Source organism: Streptomyces sp. NPDC001606 (assembly GCF_053596835.1).
Genome location: NZ_JBSFHC010000023.1, coordinates 119,917 through 139,321, shown reverse-complemented (window position 1 = coordinate 139,321; position 19,405 = coordinate 119,917). Strand labels below are relative to the sequence as shown.

General features: G+C 72.7%; 24 protein-coding genes and 1 pseudogene. 9 read left to right on the top strand and 16 right to left on the bottom strand.

The window, feature by feature from the left end; all coding sequences use genetic code 11:
• Positions 1-101 precede the first annotated feature (101 nt).
• The 7 genes from ACWCV9_RS32620 to ACWCV9_RS32590 form a co-directional block, all read right to left on the bottom strand.
• A complete protein-coding gene (locus tag ACWCV9_RS32620) occupies positions 102-587 on the bottom strand; it encodes a GNAT family N-acetyltransferase (protein WP_450792001.1) in 486 nt (161 codons plus the stop codon).
• Positions 584-1,474, bottom strand: a complete 891-nt coding sequence (locus ACWCV9_RS32615; protein ID WP_450791999.1) for a protein kinase domain-containing protein — start codon at positions 1,472-1,474, stop codon at positions 584-586. Before ACWCV9_RS32615 ends, ACWCV9_RS32620 begins: the two co-directional genes overlap by 4 nt.
• Positions 1,390-2,088, bottom strand: a complete 699-nt coding sequence (locus ACWCV9_RS32610; protein ID WP_450791998.1) for a DUF6875 domain-containing protein — start codon at positions 2,086-2,088, stop codon at positions 1,390-1,392. The genes ACWCV9_RS32615 and ACWCV9_RS32610 overlap by 85 nt, the downstream gene beginning before the upstream one ends.
• Complete coding sequence (locus tag ACWCV9_RS32605; RefSeq protein WP_450791997.1) at positions 2,085-2,486, bottom strand: hypothetical protein; 402 nt, start codon at positions 2,484-2,486, stop codon at positions 2,085-2,087. Before ACWCV9_RS32605 ends, ACWCV9_RS32610 begins: the two co-directional genes overlap by 4 nt.
• 84 nt (positions 2,487-2,570) lie before the next feature.
• Entirely contained in the window at positions 2,571-3,419 is an 849-nt protein-coding gene (locus tag ACWCV9_RS32600; protein ID WP_450791995.1) for a helix-turn-helix domain-containing protein, read from the bottom strand.
• A gap of 29 nt (positions 3,420-3,448) precedes the next feature.
• Positions 3,449-3,961 carry a DUF6879 family protein gene (locus ACWCV9_RS32595; RefSeq protein ID WP_450791993.1) on the bottom strand — a complete coding sequence of 171 codons (513 nt, stop codon included), beginning with the start codon at positions 3,959-3,961 and terminating at the stop codon, positions 3,449-3,451.
• Positions 3,912-4,196, bottom strand: coding sequence for a hypothetical protein (locus tag ACWCV9_RS32590; protein WP_450791992.1), 285 nt, complete (start codon positions 4,194-4,196; stop codon positions 3,912-3,914). Before ACWCV9_RS32590 ends, ACWCV9_RS32595 begins: the two co-directional genes overlap by 50 nt.
• 169 nt (positions 4,197-4,365) lie before the next feature.
• On the opposite strand from ACWCV9_RS32590, the gene ACWCV9_RS32585 reads away from it, so the two are divergent.
• The gene (locus tag ACWCV9_RS32585; RefSeq protein WP_450791990.1) at positions 4,366-5,229 is read left to right on the top strand and encodes a GNAT family N-acetyltransferase; all 864 of its coding nucleotides are present in this window, start codon (positions 4,366-4,368) and stop codon (positions 5,227-5,229) included.
• 124 nt (positions 5,230-5,353) lie between these two features.
• Positions 5,354-5,875, top strand: a complete 522-nt coding sequence (locus ACWCV9_RS32580) for a hypothetical protein (RefSeq protein WP_450791989.1) — start codon at positions 5,354-5,356, stop codon at positions 5,873-5,875.
• Between the two features lie 13 nt (positions 5,876-5,888).
• Here ACWCV9_RS32580 and ACWCV9_RS32575 read toward each other — a convergent pair whose 3' ends face one another.
• Together ACWCV9_RS32575 and ACWCV9_RS32570 are read right to left on the bottom strand one after the other, a co-directional pair.
• The gene (locus ACWCV9_RS32575) at positions 5,889-6,557 is read right to left on the bottom strand and encodes a pyridoxine/pyridoxamine 5'-phosphate oxidase (RefSeq protein ID WP_450791987.1); all 669 of its coding nucleotides are present in this window, start codon (positions 6,555-6,557) and stop codon (positions 5,889-5,891) included.
• 57 nt (positions 6,558-6,614) lie between these two features.
• Positions 6,615-7,787 carry a thiolase C-terminal domain-containing protein gene (locus ACWCV9_RS32570; RefSeq protein ID WP_450791985.1) on the bottom strand — a complete coding sequence of 391 codons (1,173 nt, stop codon included), beginning with the start codon at positions 7,785-7,787 and terminating at the stop codon, positions 6,615-6,617.
• A gap of 85 nt (positions 7,788-7,872) precedes the next feature.
• Here ACWCV9_RS32570 and ACWCV9_RS32565 point away from each other — a divergent pair, with 85 nt between their 5' ends.
• The 4 genes and pseudogenes from ACWCV9_RS32565 to ACWCV9_RS32550 all read left to right on the top strand — a co-directional run bounded on the left by ACWCV9_RS32565 (position 7,873) and on the right by ACWCV9_RS32550 (position 9,859).
• Positions 7,873-9,057: an acyl-CoA dehydrogenase family protein gene (locus tag ACWCV9_RS32565; RefSeq protein WP_450791983.1), complete on the top strand. Its 1,185-nt coding sequence runs from the start codon at positions 7,873-7,875 to the stop codon at positions 9,055-9,057.
• Positions 9,054-9,224, top strand: a pseudogene (locus ACWCV9_RS32560) (nitroreductase family deazaflavin-dependent oxidoreductase); the annotation flags it as partial. The gene ACWCV9_RS32565 and the pseudogene ACWCV9_RS32560, both read left to right, overlap by 4 nt.
• 30 nt (positions 9,225-9,254) lie before the next feature.
• On the top strand, positions 9,255-9,383 hold the full coding sequence (locus ACWCV9_RS32555) for a hypothetical protein (protein WP_450792012.1): 129 nt from the start codon (positions 9,255-9,257) through the stop codon (positions 9,381-9,383).
• Complete coding sequence (locus ACWCV9_RS32550; RefSeq protein WP_450791982.1) at positions 9,380-9,859, top strand: nitroreductase family deazaflavin-dependent oxidoreductase; 480 nt, start codon at positions 9,380-9,382, stop codon at positions 9,857-9,859. Before ACWCV9_RS32555 ends, ACWCV9_RS32550 begins: the two co-directional genes overlap by 4 nt.
• A gap of 18 nt (positions 9,860-9,877) precedes the next feature.
• On the opposite strand, the gene ACWCV9_RS32545 is transcribed toward ACWCV9_RS32550, so the two are convergent.
• Both ACWCV9_RS32545 and ACWCV9_RS32540 read right to left on the bottom strand, forming a co-directional pair.
• Complete coding sequence (locus ACWCV9_RS32545; protein ID WP_450791980.1) at positions 9,878-10,303, bottom strand: ASCH domain-containing protein; 426 nt, start codon at positions 10,301-10,303, stop codon at positions 9,878-9,880.
• 76 nt (positions 10,304-10,379) lie between these two features.
• Positions 10,380-11,000, bottom strand: coding sequence for a LysE family translocator (locus ACWCV9_RS32540; protein WP_450791978.1), 621 nt, complete (start codon positions 10,998-11,000; stop codon positions 10,380-10,382).
• An 82-nt stretch (positions 11,001-11,082) separates the two neighbouring features.
• On the opposite strand from ACWCV9_RS32540, the gene ACWCV9_RS32535 reads away from it, so the two are divergent.
• The gene (locus tag ACWCV9_RS32535) at positions 11,083-11,535 is read left to right on the top strand and encodes an Lrp/AsnC family transcriptional regulator (protein ID WP_385841943.1); all 453 of its coding nucleotides are present in this window, start codon (positions 11,083-11,085) and stop codon (positions 11,533-11,535) included.
• A gap of 127 nt (positions 11,536-11,662) precedes the next feature.
• On the opposite strand, the gene ACWCV9_RS32530 is transcribed toward ACWCV9_RS32535, so the two are convergent.
• Positions 11,663-12,298 (bottom strand): TetR family transcriptional regulator, encoded by a 636-nt coding sequence (locus ACWCV9_RS32530; RefSeq protein WP_450792010.1) that lies wholly within the window; start codon positions 12,296-12,298, stop codon positions 11,663-11,665.
• A 134-nt stretch (positions 12,299-12,432) separates the two neighbouring features.
• On the opposite strand from ACWCV9_RS32530, the gene ACWCV9_RS32525 reads away from it, so the two are divergent.
• Both ACWCV9_RS32525 and ACWCV9_RS32520 read left to right on the top strand, forming a co-directional pair.
• Complete coding sequence (locus ACWCV9_RS32525) at positions 12,433-13,236, top strand: VOC family protein (protein ID WP_450791976.1); 804 nt, start codon at positions 12,433-12,435, stop codon at positions 13,234-13,236.
• Between the two features lie 188 nt (positions 13,237-13,424).
• On the top strand, positions 13,425-15,785 hold the full coding sequence (locus tag ACWCV9_RS32520) for a serine/threonine-protein kinase (RefSeq protein ID WP_450791974.1): 2,361 nt from the start codon (positions 13,425-13,427) through the stop codon (positions 15,783-15,785).
• 189 nt (positions 15,786-15,974) lie between these two features.
• Here the strand turns inward: ACWCV9_RS32520 and ACWCV9_RS32515 are convergent, their stop codons facing one another.
• Genes ACWCV9_RS32515 through ACWCV9_RS32500 form a run of 4 tightly spaced genes read right to left on the bottom strand, consistent with a single transcriptional unit; the run spans position 15,975 to position 19,330 of the window.
• Entirely contained in the window at positions 15,975-16,943 is a 969-nt protein-coding gene (locus tag ACWCV9_RS32515) for an alpha/beta fold hydrolase (protein WP_450791972.1), read from the bottom strand.
• Positions 16,944-16,978: 35 nt separating this feature from the next.
• On the bottom strand, positions 16,979-17,770 hold the full coding sequence (locus tag ACWCV9_RS32510; protein WP_450791970.1) for an enoyl-CoA hydratase/isomerase family protein: 792 nt from the start codon (positions 17,768-17,770) through the stop codon (positions 16,979-16,981).
• Positions 17,752-18,162: a Zn-ribbon domain-containing OB-fold protein gene (locus ACWCV9_RS32505; protein ID WP_450791968.1), complete on the bottom strand. Its 411-nt coding sequence runs from the start codon at positions 18,160-18,162 to the stop codon at positions 17,752-17,754. Before ACWCV9_RS32505 ends, ACWCV9_RS32510 begins: the two co-directional genes overlap by 19 nt.
• 7 nt (positions 18,163-18,169) lie before the next feature.
• Entirely contained in the window at positions 18,170-19,330 is a 1,161-nt protein-coding gene (locus ACWCV9_RS32500; RefSeq protein WP_450791966.1) for a lipid-transfer protein, read from the bottom strand.
• Positions 19,331-19,405: the final 75 nt, after the last annotated feature.

Sequence of the window (19,405 nt, the reverse complement as noted above, 5' to 3'; positions counted from 1 at the left end):
GGCTGGACTGGTACAACTACCACCGACCCCACACCGGAATCAGCGGCCAAACACCAGCCAGCCGCGTCACCAACCTGTCCGAACAGCACACCTAGACCCGCTCAGCGGTGAAGCTCGTAGACCGGGTACGAGACGGCAGCGCCATCCTTGCCAGGTAGGTCGACGGTGCCGACGGGTGTGAAGCCGGACTTTGCGAGGACCCGGCCCGAGGCCGGGTTCTCGGGGTGGTGTCTGGCCTCCAGACGGTTCAGGCCGACGACGGTGAAGGCGTAGGCGATGACCAGATGTGTGGCCTCGGTGGCGTAGCCATGTCCCCAGGTGTCCTCGCGGAGGATGTAGCTCACGGTGCCGAGGCCCGGTTCGCGGAGGCGGAGGGAGATCAGGCCGACGAGGTCCTGATCGCGGACGACGCCGAAGTCCCACCGGGCGCGGGGTGTCTCGACAGCCGCTACGAGGGCTCGGTCGACACGGTCGCGAGCCCGTTCCCCGGTGAACGGGCGGGTGTGCGTGAAGCGGACGGACGCCCCGCTGTAGATGCGCCGGACGGCCGGCACGTCGGCTGAGGTCAGCCACCGGAGTGCGATCACCTCTTGCTGAGCATGTCGGCGACGGCAGCTGCCGTCGGCCGGTCTTCCGGGGCGGGTGCCAGGCAGGCGGTGACTGCCTCCTCGAACTCCGGGAACGGCCACGGCCGGACCTCGGAGAGAGGAAGGGTCGTGCCCTTGGCGATGGCCCGTAGCTTCTCCGCCCGGTCCACGTCGTCCTCGTAGGCGACGGGGCGGTGTCCGCTCCAGCACCAGAACAGGGAGGCGCCCAGGCCCCAGACATCCGCAGGCGGCTCGGCCGGGATGTGGGTGTCGGCGGGGGTCGCGAGGACGGCGGTGGCGATCTCGGGGGCGGTGGTGTGCGTGAGAGCCCCCCGATACGGGAGTCGGGGGGTGTCGCCGGGGCCGCAGGCGAGGGCGTAGTCGACGAGTTCGGCGCGGCCGTCCGCTACGAGGGTGTTGGTGGGCTGGACGTCGGCGTGGGCCCAGCCGACGGCGTGCATCCGGGCGAGGCTGTCGGCCCAGGTGCGGGCGATCCGGAGAAGCCAGGGGTGGACGGTGGACTGGTCGCCCTCGGGGCCGCGGACGGGGGCGAGGGCGCGCCAGAGTGGGGTGCCGTCGATCCAGCGGACGGCGAGCCACCGGCCGCCGGTCCATGTGCCGGAGTCGATCCTGTAGCCGGGGCCGAGGGCACCGGCAGCGATGAGACGGGTGATGTGGTCGTCCTCCTGGGCGATCTCGGCGGCTTTGTCGCGGTCGGACTCGTCGTCGGGGTTGTTCGCCTTGAGGGCTACGGCGCCGTGCGGGCCGTTGACCTTCCAGGCGCGCGAGCCTCGGCGGTCGCTCACGAGGCGGGTCGTGTACGGCCGACCGACGTGGACCCGGAGGAGGGTGAGGGCTTCTTCAGGGGGAGGTGGCGCTCCGACCATGTGCGGATCTCCGTCCATTCGTGGGGGAGTTGCTGGAAGACGTCGTGGCCGTCGTCGTCGGCCACGGCGAGCACGGCGGCCAGATTCGGAGTCGCATGGAGGAACTGCGGGTCGCGTCGACGCACCGCGGCCCGCACCGGGAGGAACGAGACTGGAGAGACGGGGGTGCGCACACCGGATCGTGTGGCCTCGTTCTCCCCCGCGTGGAACTTGCCGAACATGATCCCGACGGGCCCGTACAGGTGCTTGAGGGCCCAGTGCGGCCAGGACATCAGGTCACGATGCCGTACACCCGCGACCTCCCCCAAGACGACGATGTTCTCGCAGCGCAGGGTGCCGTGGGGACGGCGTAGCAGAGGCCGAAGCCACTCTGCGGCCTGCGCGCCCGCGTGGAAGATCTCAGCCTCGACGGCCTCGGCGCCTCCGTCTGCGCGGTAGACGGTCCACGTCGTGAGGCCGTGCCGGAGCGAGGGGGCAAGGTAAGGGCAGTGGGCGGTCATCAGCTGGGCGTATCCAGTGATGTCCACGCTGCTCGGCCTGGTGGTGCTGGCCTCGACGAGGCGGAGCGCCCCGGCGGTGGGCCGGAGCGCTTCGCCGGTACAAGTGAGGATCATCGTGTGGACGGCGCGGCCTCGTCGTCACCGTCCCCGCTGGTCGGGGAGCAGTCCCACTCGGCGACGACGGTGCCCGTCTCGCGGTAGCGGGCGAGGGCGGACTCGTCGAGGACGCCCTCGGCGTCGGTGAACCAGATCTCGTGCAGCGGTCCGTACGCCTCCTCGTACGCGGCCACCCACCCGATCGGGCCGTAGCCCTGCGCCTCGCGGTGACCCAGGACGGTCCCGGCGCGCTCGGCGCTGAACGCCGCGTAGTCGGGGGTGTCGAGCATCCTGTGCCACTCGGCGTCCACGGCCGGGCTGAACATCTCGGCGGGCGCTCCTCCTCGGTCGAACCGCTGCTTGGCGAGGGCCAGGAAGCGGCCGAGTTCCCGGCGTTCCGCGGTGGTCGTGCTCACGGTGGTGCTCCTCTCGACAGGGGGCTTTCACGCTAGGAACGTCCCGTGGGCGGGCTCAACGAAGTTGCCATTACTTGCCCACATTCACCCGAGCGAGTCGATCGCACGCAGTACCAGGGTGGGGGCCGCGACGCCGCGGACCGCCATGGACGCCAGCTGGGCGAAGGCCCGGTGGTAGTCGGCGACCTCGCTCGGCTGGGTGATCCGCAGATATCCGGAGGTCAGCTCGACGGCCACTTCGGCCTCGTCGAACATGTAGAAGTCCTCCGCGGGCAACGAGGGGCGGCCGACGCTCATAGGGATGATGCCCAGGCTGACGTACGGTCTGGCGCTGACAGACATCAAGCGGTCGAGCTGAGCGGCCATCGCTTCCGCGTCACACACCGCGGCACGCAGGACGTACTCCTCGATCAGCAGCCCGAACTCGTGGCGCCCGGAGAACAGGGCCTCCTGCCGTTCCATCCGGGCCCGTACTGCCTGTTCCACGTCGTTCACGACGATGCCTCGGTCGCGTTGGATCGAGCGCAGGACGGCGGTGGTGTACTCGCGGGTCTGCACCATGCCGGGCAGCACCCTGCTCGCGTAGACCCGGAACAGGCGCGTTCGCTCGTAGAGCGCGGCCACGGAGTCCTGCGCGGCCCGGAGCCCGGCGCGCTCCATCTGCCGCCACTCGGTGTACATCGACTCGACGGCCCGGGCGGCCGCGATCAGGTCGGGGATCTGGTCCTCGGCCCCGCACGCGACGCACCAGCTCCTGATGTCGGCCTCGGATGCCGCCCGGGCCGCACTCTGGATGCGGCTGGTCTTGGAGGGCCCCCATCCGCACCGGACGGACAGCTCCTCCCCGGAAAGTCCGGCATCCTTACGGATGTTGGTCAGACGGTGGGCCAGAGCCTTCCGCGCCTCGGCGACGCTCGACGACGGAGACGACATGCTGCTGTCCGGTGAGGTGGGGCTGAGCGCTAGATCGCGTACTCCTCGTGCGGGATGGCCCGGTCCCAGACCGCCTCGAAGGCCGTGACGACCATCTTCACGGTGTCGGGATCCTCCGTGAACTCGTGGCCCGCCCACTCCCCGGCGCCCGTGAACCAGTGGAAGAGGACGCGCTCGCCGTCGATCAGCCACAGGTCGTTGCCCGGCAGAGCCAGATCGGACGCGAGCCGGCGCGGCAGCCAGCGAACGGACTCGCCGGCAGCGATATTGTGCGGGCCGGTCAGTGAGTGCTCCCACCGGATGTAGTCGGTCGCGGGCTCCGAGACCACCCGCGCCCGGCGCACCACCACCCCGCGAGCGACGGTCTCCGCCACGAGGGAGCGCCACTCCCCGTAGGCGGCAGGCAGCTGGATCTCACGGCCTTCCCGCCAAGCCGCGAAGACCTCGTCCTCCATGTAGGAGTCGCGCATCTCCAGGTGGACCGCCGAGCGCTCAGCGCTCCTCAGCAGCGCCGTGAAGTCCGGCACGTCGTTCTGCGGCATCGCACGCCTCCCTCAGGAACGGGATCATCCGGGACGGGATGCGTACCACGCCCTCGTGATCAGGTACACCGGCAGGATCACCGGGCACCCATTCCGTTTCGTTGATCTCTACCTTCATCTCGGAGTCCGGCAACCAGCCCTGGATGACGATCTCGTCCTTCTCGTCCTCGAACCACACCGTCGGAGAGCCTCCGTTGGGTGAGTTCGGATCCTTCCCGACGAACTTCAGAGCCACGATTCCCTCCCGAAGCAAGCCAGTTGCACACCCTTGCGCACACTTCCGCCTGCCGAGGAAACGGTCAAGGTCGAACAGCACAATTGGCGCATTAGCGCTCACTCAAGAGTGGTCTCGGCACCCGGTAAATCGGTGGCCCGTAACCACCCACCGCCCAGATCATGACCGTATGCGCCCTGACGACTGGCACCTCACCGACGGCCTCGACGACTTCCTCTCCCGCGCGGGCGATTTCCTCCGATCCCGGCCCGCCCTGCACACGGTGCCGTTGACCGTGGTGGACGCGTTGCGGCGGCGGGGGTTGGGGCACTTCGGGGGTGAGCCGCCCCGGTTCGGGGTGCTCGCGGGGGAGGACGGGACCGTGCGGGCGGTGCTGGTGCACACCCCGCCCTACCCGCCGAGCCTGACCCCGCTCGGCCCCGCGGAGGCCGACGCGCTGGCCGCCCGGCTGGTGGAGCTGGGGCACCCGGTCTTCGGGGTTTCCGCCGAGCGGGACACGGCGGCGGCCTTCAGCGAGGCCTGGCAGCGGTGGACCGGGGCCATGGCCGTGATCCGGACCCGTCAGCGGCTGTACCGGCTCACCGAGCTGACCGTCCCCGAGCCCGCGCCCGAGGGACGGCCGCGCGTGGCCGTACCGGCCGACCGGGACCTCGTCGCCCGCTGGTACGAGGAGTTCGCCGAGGAGACCGGCTCGCACACCGGCGCCGACCCGGCCGAGTGGTCCGACGCGCGCATCGCCCATGGCGGCATCACCCTCTGGGAAGCCCCCGACGGCACCCCCCTCTCGCTGGCCGGGGTCACCCCCGAGATCGCCGGCCAAGTCCGGGTCGCCCCCGTCTACACCCCGCCCCAGCTGCGCGGACGCGGCTATGCGGGCGCCGTCACGGCCGAGGTGAGCCGCGTCGCCCGCGACGCCGGCACGCCCGAGATCATCCTCTTCACCGACCTCGCCAACCCCACCAGTAACGGCCTCTACCAGCGCATCGGCTACCGCCCGGTCGGGGACTTCGCGGTGTGGGACTTCGAGGGCTGAACGGATGAGTCCGAGGTGTCTTCCCTCACCCGTCGACCGCATACCCGTACATTCGTCGCGATTACGGGTGAAATAACCACGTGAGGGGATGTACATGCGGAGCCCGATGCGTATGGCGGTCGTCATGGCAGCGGCAGTTGCCCTCGGAGTCCTGGGGGCCGGGAGCGCCCAGGCCCAGGACGGCGGTCTACTCTCTCTTCTCAACGGCGCTTCGACCAGTCTGCTGGGCCAGTCCTCGGTGCCGCTCCTCAACAACCCGTCGGTCGTGCTGGGTTGCTTCCCCAGTGGCCAGACGGGAGTGAAGAACCACTTCAGCGGCACACAGAACATCAACTGCACCCAGAGCGCCACGCAGTCGAACAGCGGTGGCAACAACGGCGGAGGCATCACCGGCTACGAGGTGGTCAACGCCGGCTCGTTCAACCTCGCCGCGGGCCAGCAGGCGGTCGGTGTCGGCTTCTGCCCCTTCGGGAAGCGCCCCCTGAGCGGGGGCGTGGTGATCGACGGCGGAGCGATCCAGAGCCTCCGCCTGAACTACTCCGCCCCGGGCCCCGACCCGAGGGAATGGCTGGTCGGGGTGACCAACGAGGGAGCCACCGCGGTCCAGGGCCACTTCTTCGTCCTCTGCGCGGACGTCGCCTCCTGACCCCTGATCCCCCTCACGGCCACAGCAGCCCCCTGCTCCAGCCGAACTCCGTGCTCCGGTACTCCAGCCGGACATGGCGCCGCTCGGGGTCGCCCTGGAAGAACTCCACCGTGTCCGGGGACAGGTGGTAGAGGGTCCAGGTGGGGGAGGGTTCGGAGGGGTTGGCGCGGGCCTGCCGCCAGGCCGCCTCGGAGGCGTCGTGGAGTTCCTCCAGGGAGGACAGCTCCGCGCTCTGCCGGCCGGTGAGGGCCGCCGCCAGCGCGCCGGTGGAGCGGGCGTGCAGATCGGCCTGGCTGTCCTCGGCGGGGGCCGCCGTCACCGGGCCCCGCAGCCGGACCTGGCGGCCCAGCACCGGCCAGTAGAAGACGAGGGCCGCGTACGGGCGGGCGGCCAGGGCCTGGCCCTTGCGGCTCGTGGCATGGCTGGCGAAGGACCAGCCGGCCGCGTCCGCGCCGTGCAGCATCACGATCCGCGCGTCCGGCCGGCCCTCCGCGTCCACCGTCGCCAGCGACATCGTGTGCGGCTCCGGCTGCCCGGCCGCCACCGCCTCCGCGAACCAGCTCGTGAACAGCGCCAGCGGGGTGGGCGGGGCGGTGTCCGGGTCGAAGGGCCGCAGCTCCGTCACCTTGGTGTCCCAGACCCGCAGGGACCGGAGCAGTGCGTGGAGATCCTCGTGTGCCATGCGCCGAGTATCGCCCCGGCGCCGTCTCCCCTCGCCCACCGCGCCGGGCGATTCCCGTCACTCCCGCCCCAGCACCACCGTCCCCGACGAGCAGAACCACCCCCCGGTGCCCGACGCGACCCCCAGCCGGGGCACGCCGCCGCCGGCCCCGCGCACCTGGCGTTCGCCCGCCTCCCCGCGCAGCTGCCGTACCGCCTCGACCAGCAGGAACAGGCCTCTCATCCCCGGGTGCTGGGCCGACAGGCCGCCGCCGTCCGTGTTCACCGGCAGCTCTCCGCCGCGCACCAGCAGCCGCCCCTTCTCCACGAACGCCCCGCCCTCGCCCTTGGCGCAGAAGCCCAGGTCCTCCAGGGTCACCAGGGTCATGTAGGTGAAGGCGTCGTAGATCTGGGCGAAGTCCATCTCGGCGGGTCCGACCCCGGCCCGGTCGAAGGCGAGGCGGCCGCTCACCGCCGCCGGGGACACCGTGAAGTCGGGCCACTCGGACATCGCCGCGTGCGAGACGTGCTCACCGGTGCCGAGGATCCAGACGGGGGCGGTACGGCAGTCCCGTACGTACTCCTCGGCCGCCAGCAGCACCGCCGCACCGCCGTCCGAACGCAGACAGCAGTGCAGCTTGGTGAAGGGGTCGGCGATCATCGGGCCGGAGAGGACGTCGGAGACGGTGAGGGGGGTGCGGAACATCGCCTCCGGGTTCAGCGCCGCGTTGGCCCGCGCCTGCACCGCCACTTCGGCGAGCTGCTCGACCGTCGTGCCGTACTCGGTCATGTGCCGCCGGGCCGCCATCGCGTACTTGGCGATCAGCGTGTGGCCGTACGGCACCTCGAACTGGAGCGGACCCCGGGCGCCGAAGGACAGGTTGCCCGTCCGCCGGCCCGCCCTGATGTCCGCGCGGGCCGTGGAGCCGTAGGCCAGCAGGACCGCGTTCGCGTGGCCCGCCGCGATCGCGTCCGCCGCGTGCGCCGCCATCACCTCCCAGGTCGAGCCGCCGACCGAGGTGGAGTCCACCCAGGTGGGGCGCAGCCCCAGGTATTCGGCGACCTCCACCGGGGCGAGGGTGCCGAGCCCGGCGGAGCCGAAGCCGTCGACCACCGAGCGGTCGAGACCGGCGTCCGCGAGGGCCCGGCGGGCGGCCTGGGCGTGCAGGCGGTACGGCGTCGCGTCGTCCACCCGGCCGCAGTCGGACAGGGCGACGCCGACCACGGCGACCTTCCGCTTCCCGCGCGTCATGAGGGCTCCTCCCCCTGGGCATCTCGCTCCGGTCCCCCTAATATGACGGCCCGTCAGATACGGGGGAAGGGTGAGGGAAGAAGCCATGGACACGCGTCTCACCGCCGAGCAGGACGAGATCCGCCGCACCCTGCGCGAGCTGCTGCGCGCCCGCTGCGGCTCGGCCGAGCTGCGGGCCGCCGTCGACAGCCCGGCCGGGTACGACCCCGCGCTGTGGTCCGCGCTCGCCGGCCGGCTCGGGCTGCCCGGAATCGCCCTGCCCGAACGGTACGGCGGTGTCGGCTGCTCGGTCACCGAACTCGCCCTCGCCTGCGAGGAGACCGGGCGGGCCCTCGCCCCCTCCCCGCTGCTCGCCACCTCCGTCCTCGCCGCCCCACTGCTGCTCGCCCTCGGTACCGACGCCCAGCGCGCCGAGCTGCTGCCCCGGCTGGCGGCCGGCACCCTCACCGCCACCCTCGCCGTCCCCGGGCCCGCCCTCACCACGGCCCTCGCCCTGACCGGCTCCCACGCGGGGTACGCGGCCGGCGGGGGCCGGGCGGGCGGGGTGCAGGCCCGGCGCACCGACTCCGGCTGGACCCTGTACGGCCAGGCCGACCAGGTGCTGGACGGGCACACCGCCGGGCTGCTGCTGGTCGCCGCGCACACCGGCGGCTTCGCCCGCTCCCGCACCCGGCTGTTCCTGGTGCCGGGGGACGCGCCGGGGCTGGTCCGCGCCCGGCACACGGCGCTGGACGCGACCCGCCCGCAGGGCCGCGTACAACTACGCGACGTACCGGCGAAGTTGCTCGGTGAGCCGGACGCGGACGTCCTGCCCGCGCTGGCCGCCCTCGGTGACACCGCCGCGACCGTGCTGGCGGCGGAGGCGGTGGGGGCGGCGGACCGGGTGCTGGAGCGGACGGTCGAGTACGTCGGACAGCGCGAGCAGTTCGGCCGGCCCGTCGGCTCCTTCCAGGCGGTGAAGCACCGGCTGGCCGATGTGTACGTGGCGGTGCAGGCGGCGCGCTCGGCCGCCTACTACGCCGCGTGGGCGGCCGGGCGCGGGGAGGGCGTCGGCGGGCTGGCGCTCGCCCAGGCCCTGGAGGCGCTGCGCGGCGCCGCCGCCGAGGCCGTCCAGGCACACGGCGGCATCGGCTTCACCTGGGAGCACGACGCCCACCTGTACTTCAAGCGAGCCGCCGGCGACGAGCTGCTGTTCGGCCCGGCCCACCGCCTACGGGACCGGGCCGCCGAGACGGCGGGGCTCTTCGAGGGTGCGGGGGTGGCGGTGTGAGCGGCGGGTTCGGTGTGCGTGTCGTGCAGCGGGTGTCCGCCACGCGCGGCTTCGCCAAGGTCGCCCCGCACGTGCTTCCGGCCCTGGCCCGAGCCGTTCACCGGCTCACCGGGGGCCGGGTGCTGCCCGGGGTGCCCCTCTTGATTCGAGCGGGCCGCCGAGGCGGCGGGGCTCTTCGAGGGTGTGGAGGTGGCGGTATGAGCGGCGGGTTCGGGGTGCGTGTCGTGCAGTGGGTGTCGGGCACGCGTGCCGGGGGCATGCACCCGCTGCGGGACCGGGCCGCCGGGGCGGCGGGGCTCTTCGAGGATGCGGAGGTGGCGGTGTGAGCGGCGGGTTCGGGGTGCGTGTCGTGCAGCGGGTGTCGGCCACGCGCGGCTTCGCCAAGGTCGCCCCGCATGTCATCCCGGCCCTGGACCGGGCCGTGCACCGGCTGACCCGGGGTCGGGTGCTGCTCAGCGCCCAGCTGTTGCCCGGGGTGATCCTCACCTCCACCGGCGCCCGCAGCGGACAGCCCCGCAGGACGCCGCTGGCCTGTATGCCCGAGGGGCGGGGCTGGCTGCTCGTCGGCTCCAACTTCGGCCGTACCGACCACCCCGCCTGGACCCACAACCTGCTCGCCCACCCCGACGCGGTCGTCAACTGGCGGGGCCGCGACATCCCGGTCACCGCCACTCTGCTCACCGGGGAGGAACGGGCCGCCGCCTGGAAGGCCCTGCTGTCCTTCTGGCCGCCGTACGCCACCTACCAGGCCAGGGTCCGGCGCGAGATCCGCGTCTTCCGGCTGACCCGGCGCGAACCCTAGCCGTCGGGCGGCTCCCCGCTAGCCGGCGGCCGGCTCCTCGACCACGCGGAACCGCTGGGCGACCACCGGCGTGTTCCCGTCGATCTCCGGGGTGCGGCCGAGGAACGCGCGCACGCCCTCGCTGCGGAAGAACTCCTCATGGGCGGCCCGCCATGCGGCCGCGTCGGCATAGCCGCGCCCCTCGGCGCGGGCGAAGTCGTCGTCGATCTCCCGCATCGGTACGACGCGCACCTCGACCAGTTCGACGACGACCGCCGGCCGGTTCGCCGAGTCGACCACGCAGAACCGCTGTCCGACCCGCGGCAGTGGTTCTCCGGCGTGCTCGTACAGCGCCGGGAGCCCGGTGAGCGCGGTCTTCTGCCCGCTGAGGATCGCCGCGACGCCGCTGTCGCGGAGCGGGCCGGGCAGGGCGAGTTCGAGGGTGGGCAGGCCGGTGTGCGTCATCGGGCGAGGCTACAAAGGGCCCGGCGGGGCGGACAAGGGATGCGCCGGGGGACCGGCGCGGCGCCGTAGCTGCGAGCTAGAGCGTCGCCAGCCTCTCCACCAGCAGGAACGCCCCGATCCCCAGCATCGCCGCGCCCGATGTCCGGGTCACCGCCCGGGCCGCCGCGGGCCGTGCGGCGAGCAGGACGCGGGCGAGGGTGCCGACCGCGAGGTACACCGCCGCGCAGCAGGCCATGTGGAGCAGGCCGAGGGTCGCCGTCTGCACCGGCACGGGCAGGTGGGCGCCGCGCAGGGTGAGGAACTGGGGGAGGAGGGAGAGGTAGAGCAGCAGCCCCTTGGGGTTCAGACCGCTGATCGTCGCCCCGCGCAGAAAGAGCCGCCCCTCCTCCGTCGCCCCGGTGCCACCCGCCCCCGGCACCGCCGGCCGCCGCAGCACGCTCCAGCCCAGCCAGAGCAGATAGCCCGCGCCCGCCACGGTCAGGCCGGTCAGCAGCCCCGGGGAGCTCGCGACGAGGACCGCCAGGCCCGCCGTCGCCAGGGCCGTGTGCAGGGCGTACCCGGAGACCAGACCGGCGACCGCGCGCGGCACCGAGCGGCCGCGCAGGGCGGTGGCGATCACATAGGCCCAGTCGGCGCCCGGCACACACACCAGCAGCAGGTCGAGAAAGAGAAAGGAAAGGAGGAGTCCCGCGTCCATGGAAGGGACATTAGGCGCGATCAGCCCAAAGGTGTTCCTGAAATTACCCGCGAGTGCGAGAGGATGGGCAAGAATCTTCTCCATGGACGACGTGGACCGGAAAATCCTTGCAGAGCTTCAACAGGACGGGCGGCTGACCGTGACCGAGCTGGCCGCCCGGGTGCGGCTCAGCGTCTCGCCCTGCCACCGCCGGCTGCGCGAGCTGGAGCGCTCCGGCGCCATCCAGGGCTATCGCGCGGTGGTGGACCCGGCGTCGCTGGGGCTGAACTTCGAGGCGCTGGTCTTCGTCTCCATGCGGCAGGAGGACCGGGACACGGTCGCCGAGTTCGAGCGGGCGGTCAGCGAGCTGGATCACGTACTGGACGCCCAGCGGCTCTTCGGCGAGCCGGACTATCTGCTGCGCGTCGCCACCGCCGACCTGGCGGCCTTCCAGCGGCTCTACGACGACCGGCTCGCGGCCCTGCCGGGCGTGCAGCGGCTCACCTCGACGCTGGTGATGAAGCACGTGGTCCGGGACCGTCCACTGCCGGCATAGCGACTCGCACAGCGACCCGCATAGCGACCCGCACAGCAGCGCGGGCGGCGGCTCACCGGAAGTGAACCACCGCCCGCCAGACAGGACGAAAACGGCGTGACAGAAAACGGCGTGACAGAAAACGGCGTTACTTGCTCGGCTTTCTGCCGGTCACACCCAGATGCACCAACAAGGCGAGATTCGGCTTGAGTTCGGCCTGCTTCACACCCCACGACGTGAACCCCTTCTGGTGCGAGGCCACCGCCGCGAGCATCGCGACCAGGGATCCGGCCACCGCGGCCGGGTTCACGTCCTTGTCGACCCGCCCCTTGGACTGGAGTTCCGCGATGGAGTCCGCGAGGGAGTTGTTGACCGAGTTGAGGATCTTCATCCGGATCTTGTAGAACCGTTTGTCCCCCTCGGCCGCGCCCAGGTCGACCACCCGCAGGATCGCGTCGTTCTTGCGCCAGAACTCCAGGAACCCGTCCACGAGTTCCTGCGCGGTCTGCCACCCCGACTTCCCGGCCCAGGACCGCCCTTCGAGCAGTTCGGTCAACCCCGCGCCCTCCGAGGCCATTTGCTCGGCGATCTCCAGGACGGCGCCCTCGACGTCCGGGAAGTACTGATAGAAGGTCGCGGGCGAAGTGCCCGCCTTCCGGGCGACATCGATGACCTTGACGTCCCGGTACGGGGAGGAGCTGAGCATCTCGCTGAGGCAGTCGAGCAGCTTCTGCCGGGTCGCCTGCCCACGCCGGCCGGCCACCCGGCCGTCGACGGTACGCACTTGTCCTGTCATGCCGTCAGCTTACCGAGGGGTGATGGGAGCGCGATTCGGCCGACTGCAAATGGGGTGCGCGGGGGTGCCGAGGGTGGTGTGCCTGGTCTGCGGGGTGCGCGCGACCCGGTTACTTTGACGGCATGGCCGAAAACAGGGCATCCGCGAACGAAGAGGTCTACCGGGAGGGCGTCCCGTGCTGGGTGGACGCCCAGCTGCCCGACGTGGAGGCGGGCAAGCGGTTCTACGGTGAGCTTTTCGGGTGGACCTTCGCCGAACCGGGGGACGAGCCGGGGGGCGAGCCGGGGGAGGAGCACGGGGAGAGGCGCGGGGAGGGGCGCGGGGAGGGGTACGGCTCCTCCGTCTGGGCCCGGCTGGGGGGCGACCCGGTGGCCGCGCTCGCCCCCAAGACCGACGGCCGGATGCCCACCGTCTGGACGGTCTCCTTCGCCACCCCGGACGCCGTCGCGCTCGGCCGGCGGATCACCGCGGCGGGCGGACAGCTGGTCATGGCCCCCTTCCCGGTGGACGGCCTCGGCACGGCCGCCCTCGCCGCCGACCCCGACGGCGCGGTGTTCGGGCTGTGGCAGCCGGGCAGCCACCGGGGCTTCGGGCGCCGCCACGAGCCCGGCACCTTCGTCTGGGCCGAGCTGTACACCCGGGACACCGCCGCCGCGAACGCCTTCTACGGCGGTCTCTTCCACGACGCCCTGTTCGGCGGCGGTGCCGAGCCGGACTTCGGCCGGGCCGACGTCACCGAGGTGTTCCCGGCCGAGATGCCCCCGCACTTCCTCGCCCACTTCCGGGTCACGGACCTGGAGGACGCCCTCGGGGCCGTACAGCGGCTGGACGGGCGGGTGCAGGCGCCACCCTTCGAGACGTCGTACGGACGGGTGGCCGTCGTCACCGACAATCAGGGGGCGTCGTTCGCGCTGCTGCACCGCTGACCGGTCCGGTTCGGGGCTGATCGACACGATTAAGGTGGAGACACCCTGATTGTTACCGGGTTCGCAACCAGCCGCCCGGCCAGGAAGAATCGGGGTGCGTGCCGCCATGGCGGTGCGGTGGTGAGACGCTGCACTTCGGCCGCGTACATATGTGGGTGGCGCGGCTCGTACGGGGAGGTGGCAGGCAAGTGGTGGATCAGCTGACGCAGCACGATCCGCGGCGGATCGGGCCGTTCGAGGTGCTGGGCCGGCTGGGTGCCGGCGGCATGGGGCTGGTCTATCTCGCGCGGTCGGCGTCCGGCCGGCGCGTGGCGATCAAGACGGTGCGCACCGAGCTGGCCGAGGACCAGCTGTTCCGGGTCCGCTTCACGCGTGAGGTGGAGGCGGCCCGCGCGGTCTCCGGCTTCTACACCGCGGCCGTGGTCGACGCCGACCCGCGCGCCGCCGTGCCCTGGCTGGCCACGGCGTACGTCCCCGCGCCCTCCCTCGAGGAGATAGTGAACGAGTGCGGGCCGCTGCCCGCGCAGGCGGTGCGCTGGCTGGCGGCCGGTGTCGCGGAGGCCCTGCAGTCCATCCACGGCGCCGGGCTGGTCCACCGCGACCTGAAGCCCTCCAACGTCCTGGTCGTCGAGGACGGCCCCCGGGTGATCGACTTCGGTATCGCCTCCGGGGTCTCCAACACCCGGCTGACCATGACGAACGTCGCCGTCGGCACCCCCGCCTACATGTCGCCGGAGCAGGCCAAGGACTCCCGCAGCGTCACCGGCGCCAGCGATGTCTTCTCGCTCGGCTCCACCCTGGTCTTCGCGGCCACCGGCCATCCGCCCTTCCACGGCGCCAACCCGGTCGAGACCGTCTTCATGCTGCTGCGCGAGGGCCCGGACCTCAGCGGCCTCCCGGACGAGCTGCGCTCGCTGATCGAGGCGTGCATGCAGATGGAGGCCCCCGCACGGCCCAGCCCGGCCGATCTCCAGGCCCAGCTGGCACCGCATCTCTTCGCCGCCGGTTCCGACGACAGCGGCACCGCCTCCGCCTGGCTGCCGGAGAAGGCCGTCGCCCTCATCGAGTCCCGCCGCAACGGCGGCCGCCACACCGCCCAGCCCGCCCAGGTTTCGACCGGCGGCCCGCGCAGCGGCAGCCGCGCGGCCGTCCCCCCGCCGCCGCCGTACGACCCCGCGCCGCAGGCCCCCTCCCAGGCGCGGGGCACGGCCGGCGCCCCCGACACCGGCCCGGTCCGGCTGGCCGGCGCCAAGGTGCCGATCGGCCCCGGCCCCCGGGTCGCCGACGCCCGCGCCGCCGCCGTGAAGGCGCCCCCGCCGGAGGCCGGACTGGTCGCCAGCTGGTCCCGGCCGCGCCCCGGGCCGGCCGGCGCCGACCCGGCCGTACCCAGCCCGCCGCCCCAGCAGCCGGAGCCGGCGAACGGCTGGCGCCCCTGGCGTTTCCGCATGTCGAACGATGTGTGGGGCACCCCTGCCGTGGACGGCGACCTGGTCTATGTCACCTCCTTCGAGGTGCACGCCCTGGACGTGGGCACCGGCCGCCGCCGCTTCAAGACCCGGGACGTCGCCTGGTCGATGGCGGTGGCGGACGGCCGTATCCACGCCTCCGACGGCCCCACCCTGTTCGCCCTGGACGCCCGCGAGGGCGGCGACCTGTGGCGGCTGTCCACGGACGGCTGGGTGTACTCCCTGAAGGCCGACCACGGCACGGTCGTCACCGGCACCCGCGGCGGCGGTGTGCAGGCCTGGGAGGCGTCGGGCGGGCAGAAGCTGTGGGAGATCACCGGCTGCCAGACCGACTTCGAGTCCCCCGAGGCGGGCCCGCTCGTCCACGACGGCACCGTCTACGTCTGGCAGGACGCCCGGCTGCGCGCCCTGGAGGCCCGCACCGGCGAGGAGCGCTGGTCGTACCCGATCGGCGACGCGGCCTCCTGCGGCGGCGTCCCGGTCCGCCTGACCCCGGCCCCCGACGGCTATGTCTACGTCAGCGCCGGCACCCGCGTCCTCGCCATCGAGACGGTGAGCGGCATGGTGCGCTGGCACTTCGAGGCGCCCGCGGTGTTCCTCAGCCCGCCCGCCTTCGCCCCCGGCCCCTCGGTGACGGGCGGCGGTGTCTACCTCGCCGACTACCTCGGCACCGTGTACGCCCTGGACGCCACCGACGGCCGCGACCGCTGGCGGATCGCGACCGAGGCCCGCTCCTCCGTCGAGCCGGTGCTGGTGGCGGCGGGCCATGTGCACGTCGGCAGCGGCAAGGGCCTGTACACCCTGGACGCGGTCACCGGCACCCCCAAGTGGCGGTTCCAGGCGGGCGGCGACGTCGTGGGCGCGCCCGCGGTGGCCGAGGGCCGGATCCACTTCGGCTCCACCGACCACCTGCTCTACACCCTCAAGGCCGACGACGGCCGGCTGCGCTGGAAGCTGGCCACGGGCGGCGAGATCACCGGCTCGCCGGTGGTCCGGGACGGTGTGGTGTACGCGTGCAGCAAGGACCGCTGTGTGTACGCGCTGGACGCGGAGAAGGGCACGGGCACCGCGCGTACGGCGTGAGACGCGTCCGGTGCGGGTGACGGCCGTCGCACCGCGCGTACGGCGTGAGACGCCTCCGGTGCGGGTGACGGCCGTCGCACCGGCGTACACGGAAAGGGGCTCCGGACGGCGGCCGTCCAGCCCCGACGCTACCCCCGCCCCCGGCCACCCGCCAGACGCTTCCGGCGGGCACCCGGGGACCGGTACGGGTCAGTCCCGCAGGCCGGTGAGGAACTCGATCAGCGCGGCGTTCACCTCGGCGGGACGCTCCTGCTGGGTCCAGTGGCCGCAGCCCGGGAGCACGATCGGGTCGCGGACCAGGTTCGGCATCAACCGGGGCAGCTGGGCGATCAGTTCGGGGGTGCCGGGGAACGCCGGGACGAGGTCGCGGTCGCCGTACATGTACAGCGCGGGCGGGCTGACGACCGCGCCGTGCCAGGGGCTGGTCAGCTCCCAGTTGCGGTCCAGGTTGCGGTACCAGTTCAGGGCGCCGGTGAAGCCCTGGGAGTAGCTCTCGGTGAGCTGGTCCAGGTCGTCCTCGGTGAGCCAGTCCGGCAGCACCTCCGGGTCGGCCATGTCCGCGAGCCAGCCCCGCTCCAGGTCGCCGACGAAGGCCGCGTCGGGGCGGCCGGCGTCCGGAGCGTCGCCGGAGGCGGAGTAGAACATCTTGCGCAGGGCGGTGCGGGTGTCCTTGCCGAACTCGGCGTCGGCGACCCCGGGTCGGGCGAAGTAGTTCCAGTAGAACCGCCCGCCGAACGCCTCCTGCATGGTCTTCAGCGGCGGCCGCTCCCCGCGGAACGGCGGCGGCACGCTCAGCCCCGCCACCCCGCGCACCACGTCGGGCCGCAGCAGCGCGGTGTGCCAGGCCACCGGCGCCCCCCAGTCGTGTCCGACGACGAACGCCCGCTGCTCGCCCAGGGCGTGCACCAGCCCGACCACATCGCCGACGAGGTGCAGGATGCTGTACGCGTCCACGTCCTCGGGGTGGTCGCTGCGCCCGTATCCGCGCTGGTCGGGGGCGACCACCCGGAACCCGGCGGCGGCCAGTGGGCCGAACTGGTGGCGCCAGGAGTGCCAGGACTCGGGGAAGCCGTGCAGCAGCACGACGAGCGGTCCCTCGCCCTCCTCCGCGATGTGCAGCCGGATGCCGTTCACGTCGATCATGCGATGTTCAACCATGCACTGAGCATACGCTTGAGTAGTACACCTAATTGCTAACGCAACCTGAAGTCGCGCCGGCGTCCCTCGAACAGCTCAGCCTGTCGCCCGCCCGGCAGGTTCCCCAGCGCGATGAGGTGCGGGGCCTGCGCGAACGCCGGTGCCAGCGCGGCCTCCCGGGCGGCCCACAGCGCCCGCACGGTGCCCTGGGTGGCCTCCGCCGGATACCCCGCGATGACCCCGGCGGCGGCGATTGCGGCCGCCAACGCCCCGCCGGGCTCGGTGAGTTCCGTGACCAGCCCGACGGCATGGGCCCGTGCGGCGGACATCCGCTCGGCCGTCCCCATGAGCGCCGTCCGGGCCGCCTCCCCGTGCGGCAGTACCTGCGCCATCAGCATGGACTCGTACGCGCTGACCATGCCGTACGTCGTGTGCGGGTCGAAGAAGACGGCCGTGGTGTCGGCGACCAGGAACTCGCACTCCCCGAGCAGATAGAACGCCCCGCCGCAGGCCATCCCGGACACGGCGGCCACGACCGGCTTCCACAGCCCGTTCGCCTTCGGCCCGACGGTCAGCAGCGGATCGTCCAGCATGTACGGCGACGAGGGCTGCGGCACCACGGCCCCCCGGTCGATCCCGGTGCAGAAGGCCCGCTCCCCGGCCCCGGTGAGCACCACCGCCCGCACGGCGTCCTCGAACCGCAACCCCCGCCAGATCTCCCGGAGTTCCCCGGCCGTCTCCAGGTCGATCGCGTTGAGCCGGTGCGGCCGGTCCAGGGTGACCACGGCGACCCCGGACTGCTGGTCGGCCTCGACCCGCACGCCCGCGCTCACGAGGTCAGCACCCACTGCGGCAGCCCGTCGCAGAACACGGCCCGCACCCGCGCCCCGATCCGGATCCGCCCCGGGCCGACGGAGTCCAGCCGGTCCCCGGCCCGCGCGACGACGTTCCCCACGAGCCGTATCCGGGGCCACTCCTCCAGCTCCACCACGACCACGTTGTACGGCGCCTGCGCCGCGTAGTCCGGCAGCAGCGGCGGATGCGGCACGACGTACGACCACACCCGCCCGCGCCCCGACACCGGCCGCCACTCGCTCGCGAAGGACTGGCAGTGCGGGCAGCAGGGCCGGGGCGGGAAGCGGGGCTCGGCGCAGTCGCCGCAGACCTGGACGCGCAGTTCACCCCGGCCGGCGTACTCCCAGAAGGGCGCGCCGTCGGGGTCGGGGACCGGACTCAGCATGCTCGTCTCAACTCCTCAGCAGCAGCGCGGAGGTGGGCACGCCCTCGCCCGCTGTGACCAGGCAGGCGGCGGCACCCGGCACCTGCGCGGTGCTGGTCCCGCGCAGCTGCTTCACCCCTTCGTTGATCAGGTTGAAGCCGTGCACATAGGCCTCGCTCAGCCCGCCCCCGCCGGTGTTGAGGGGCAGCCGCCCGCCGATCTCCAGCGCCCCCTGTTCGGTGAAGGCGCCGCCCTCCCCCCGGCCGCAGAAGCCGTACCCCTCCAGGGACAGCGGGACCAGGGCGGTGAACGCGTCGTAGATCTGCGCCACGTCGACGTCCTCCGGCGTGAGGTCGGCGTGCTTCCACAGATGCCGGGCGGCGGTCCAGGCGGGCCCGGTGAGCGGGTCGTCGCTCCAGTAGTTGACCATCCCGTGGTGCTGGGCGGGCAGGCCCTGCGCGGCGGAGTGCACGTACACGGGCCGCTGACGGCAGTCCCGCGCCCGCTCCCGCCCGACCACGACGCACGCCAGCGCCCCGTCCGTCTCCAGACAGTTGTCGAAGAGGCACAGCGGCTCGCTGATCCACCGGGAGGTCATGTACATCTCCCGGGTCAGCGGCCGGTCGTACATCACGGCGGCCGGGTTCTGGTTGGCCCGGTTGCGGCAGGCGAGGGCCACGTTGAACAGGTGGTCGCGGGTGGCGCCGTACTCGTGCAGGTAGCGGCGGGTGAGCATGGCGATCTCGTCGGCCGGGCGGAGCAGCCCGAAGGGCCGCGTCCACTGGGCCGGGGTGGGCAGCTGCACGGTGGTGTTCGTCCACGGCCGGGGCCCGCTGCCGCGCTTCCGGGACCGCCAGGCCACCCCCACGCTCGCCTGTCCGGCGACGATGGCGGCGGCGAGCAGCGCGACGGTCGCACAGGACCCCCCGCCCCCGTACCCCACCTTGCCGAAGAAGGTCAGGTCCCCGAAGCCGACCGCCTTCGCCAGCTCCACCTCGTCGGTCTCCTCCATGGTGTACGAGGCGAGCGCGTCGACCTCGCCGGGCGCTATCCCCGCGTCCTCCAGCGCGGCGAGCACGGCCCGGCAGGCGAGCGTCCGCTCGTCCTCGGGGAGGTGCTTGGCGAACGCGGTCTGCCCGATCCCGACGATCGCGGTGGCGTCCTTCAGCCCTGTGCCGCCTGCCGCCATGGTGGCCCCCTTCCCCGACCTGACAGCACGTCAGGTTACCGCTAATCTGACGAGTCGTCAGGTATGCGGGGACGG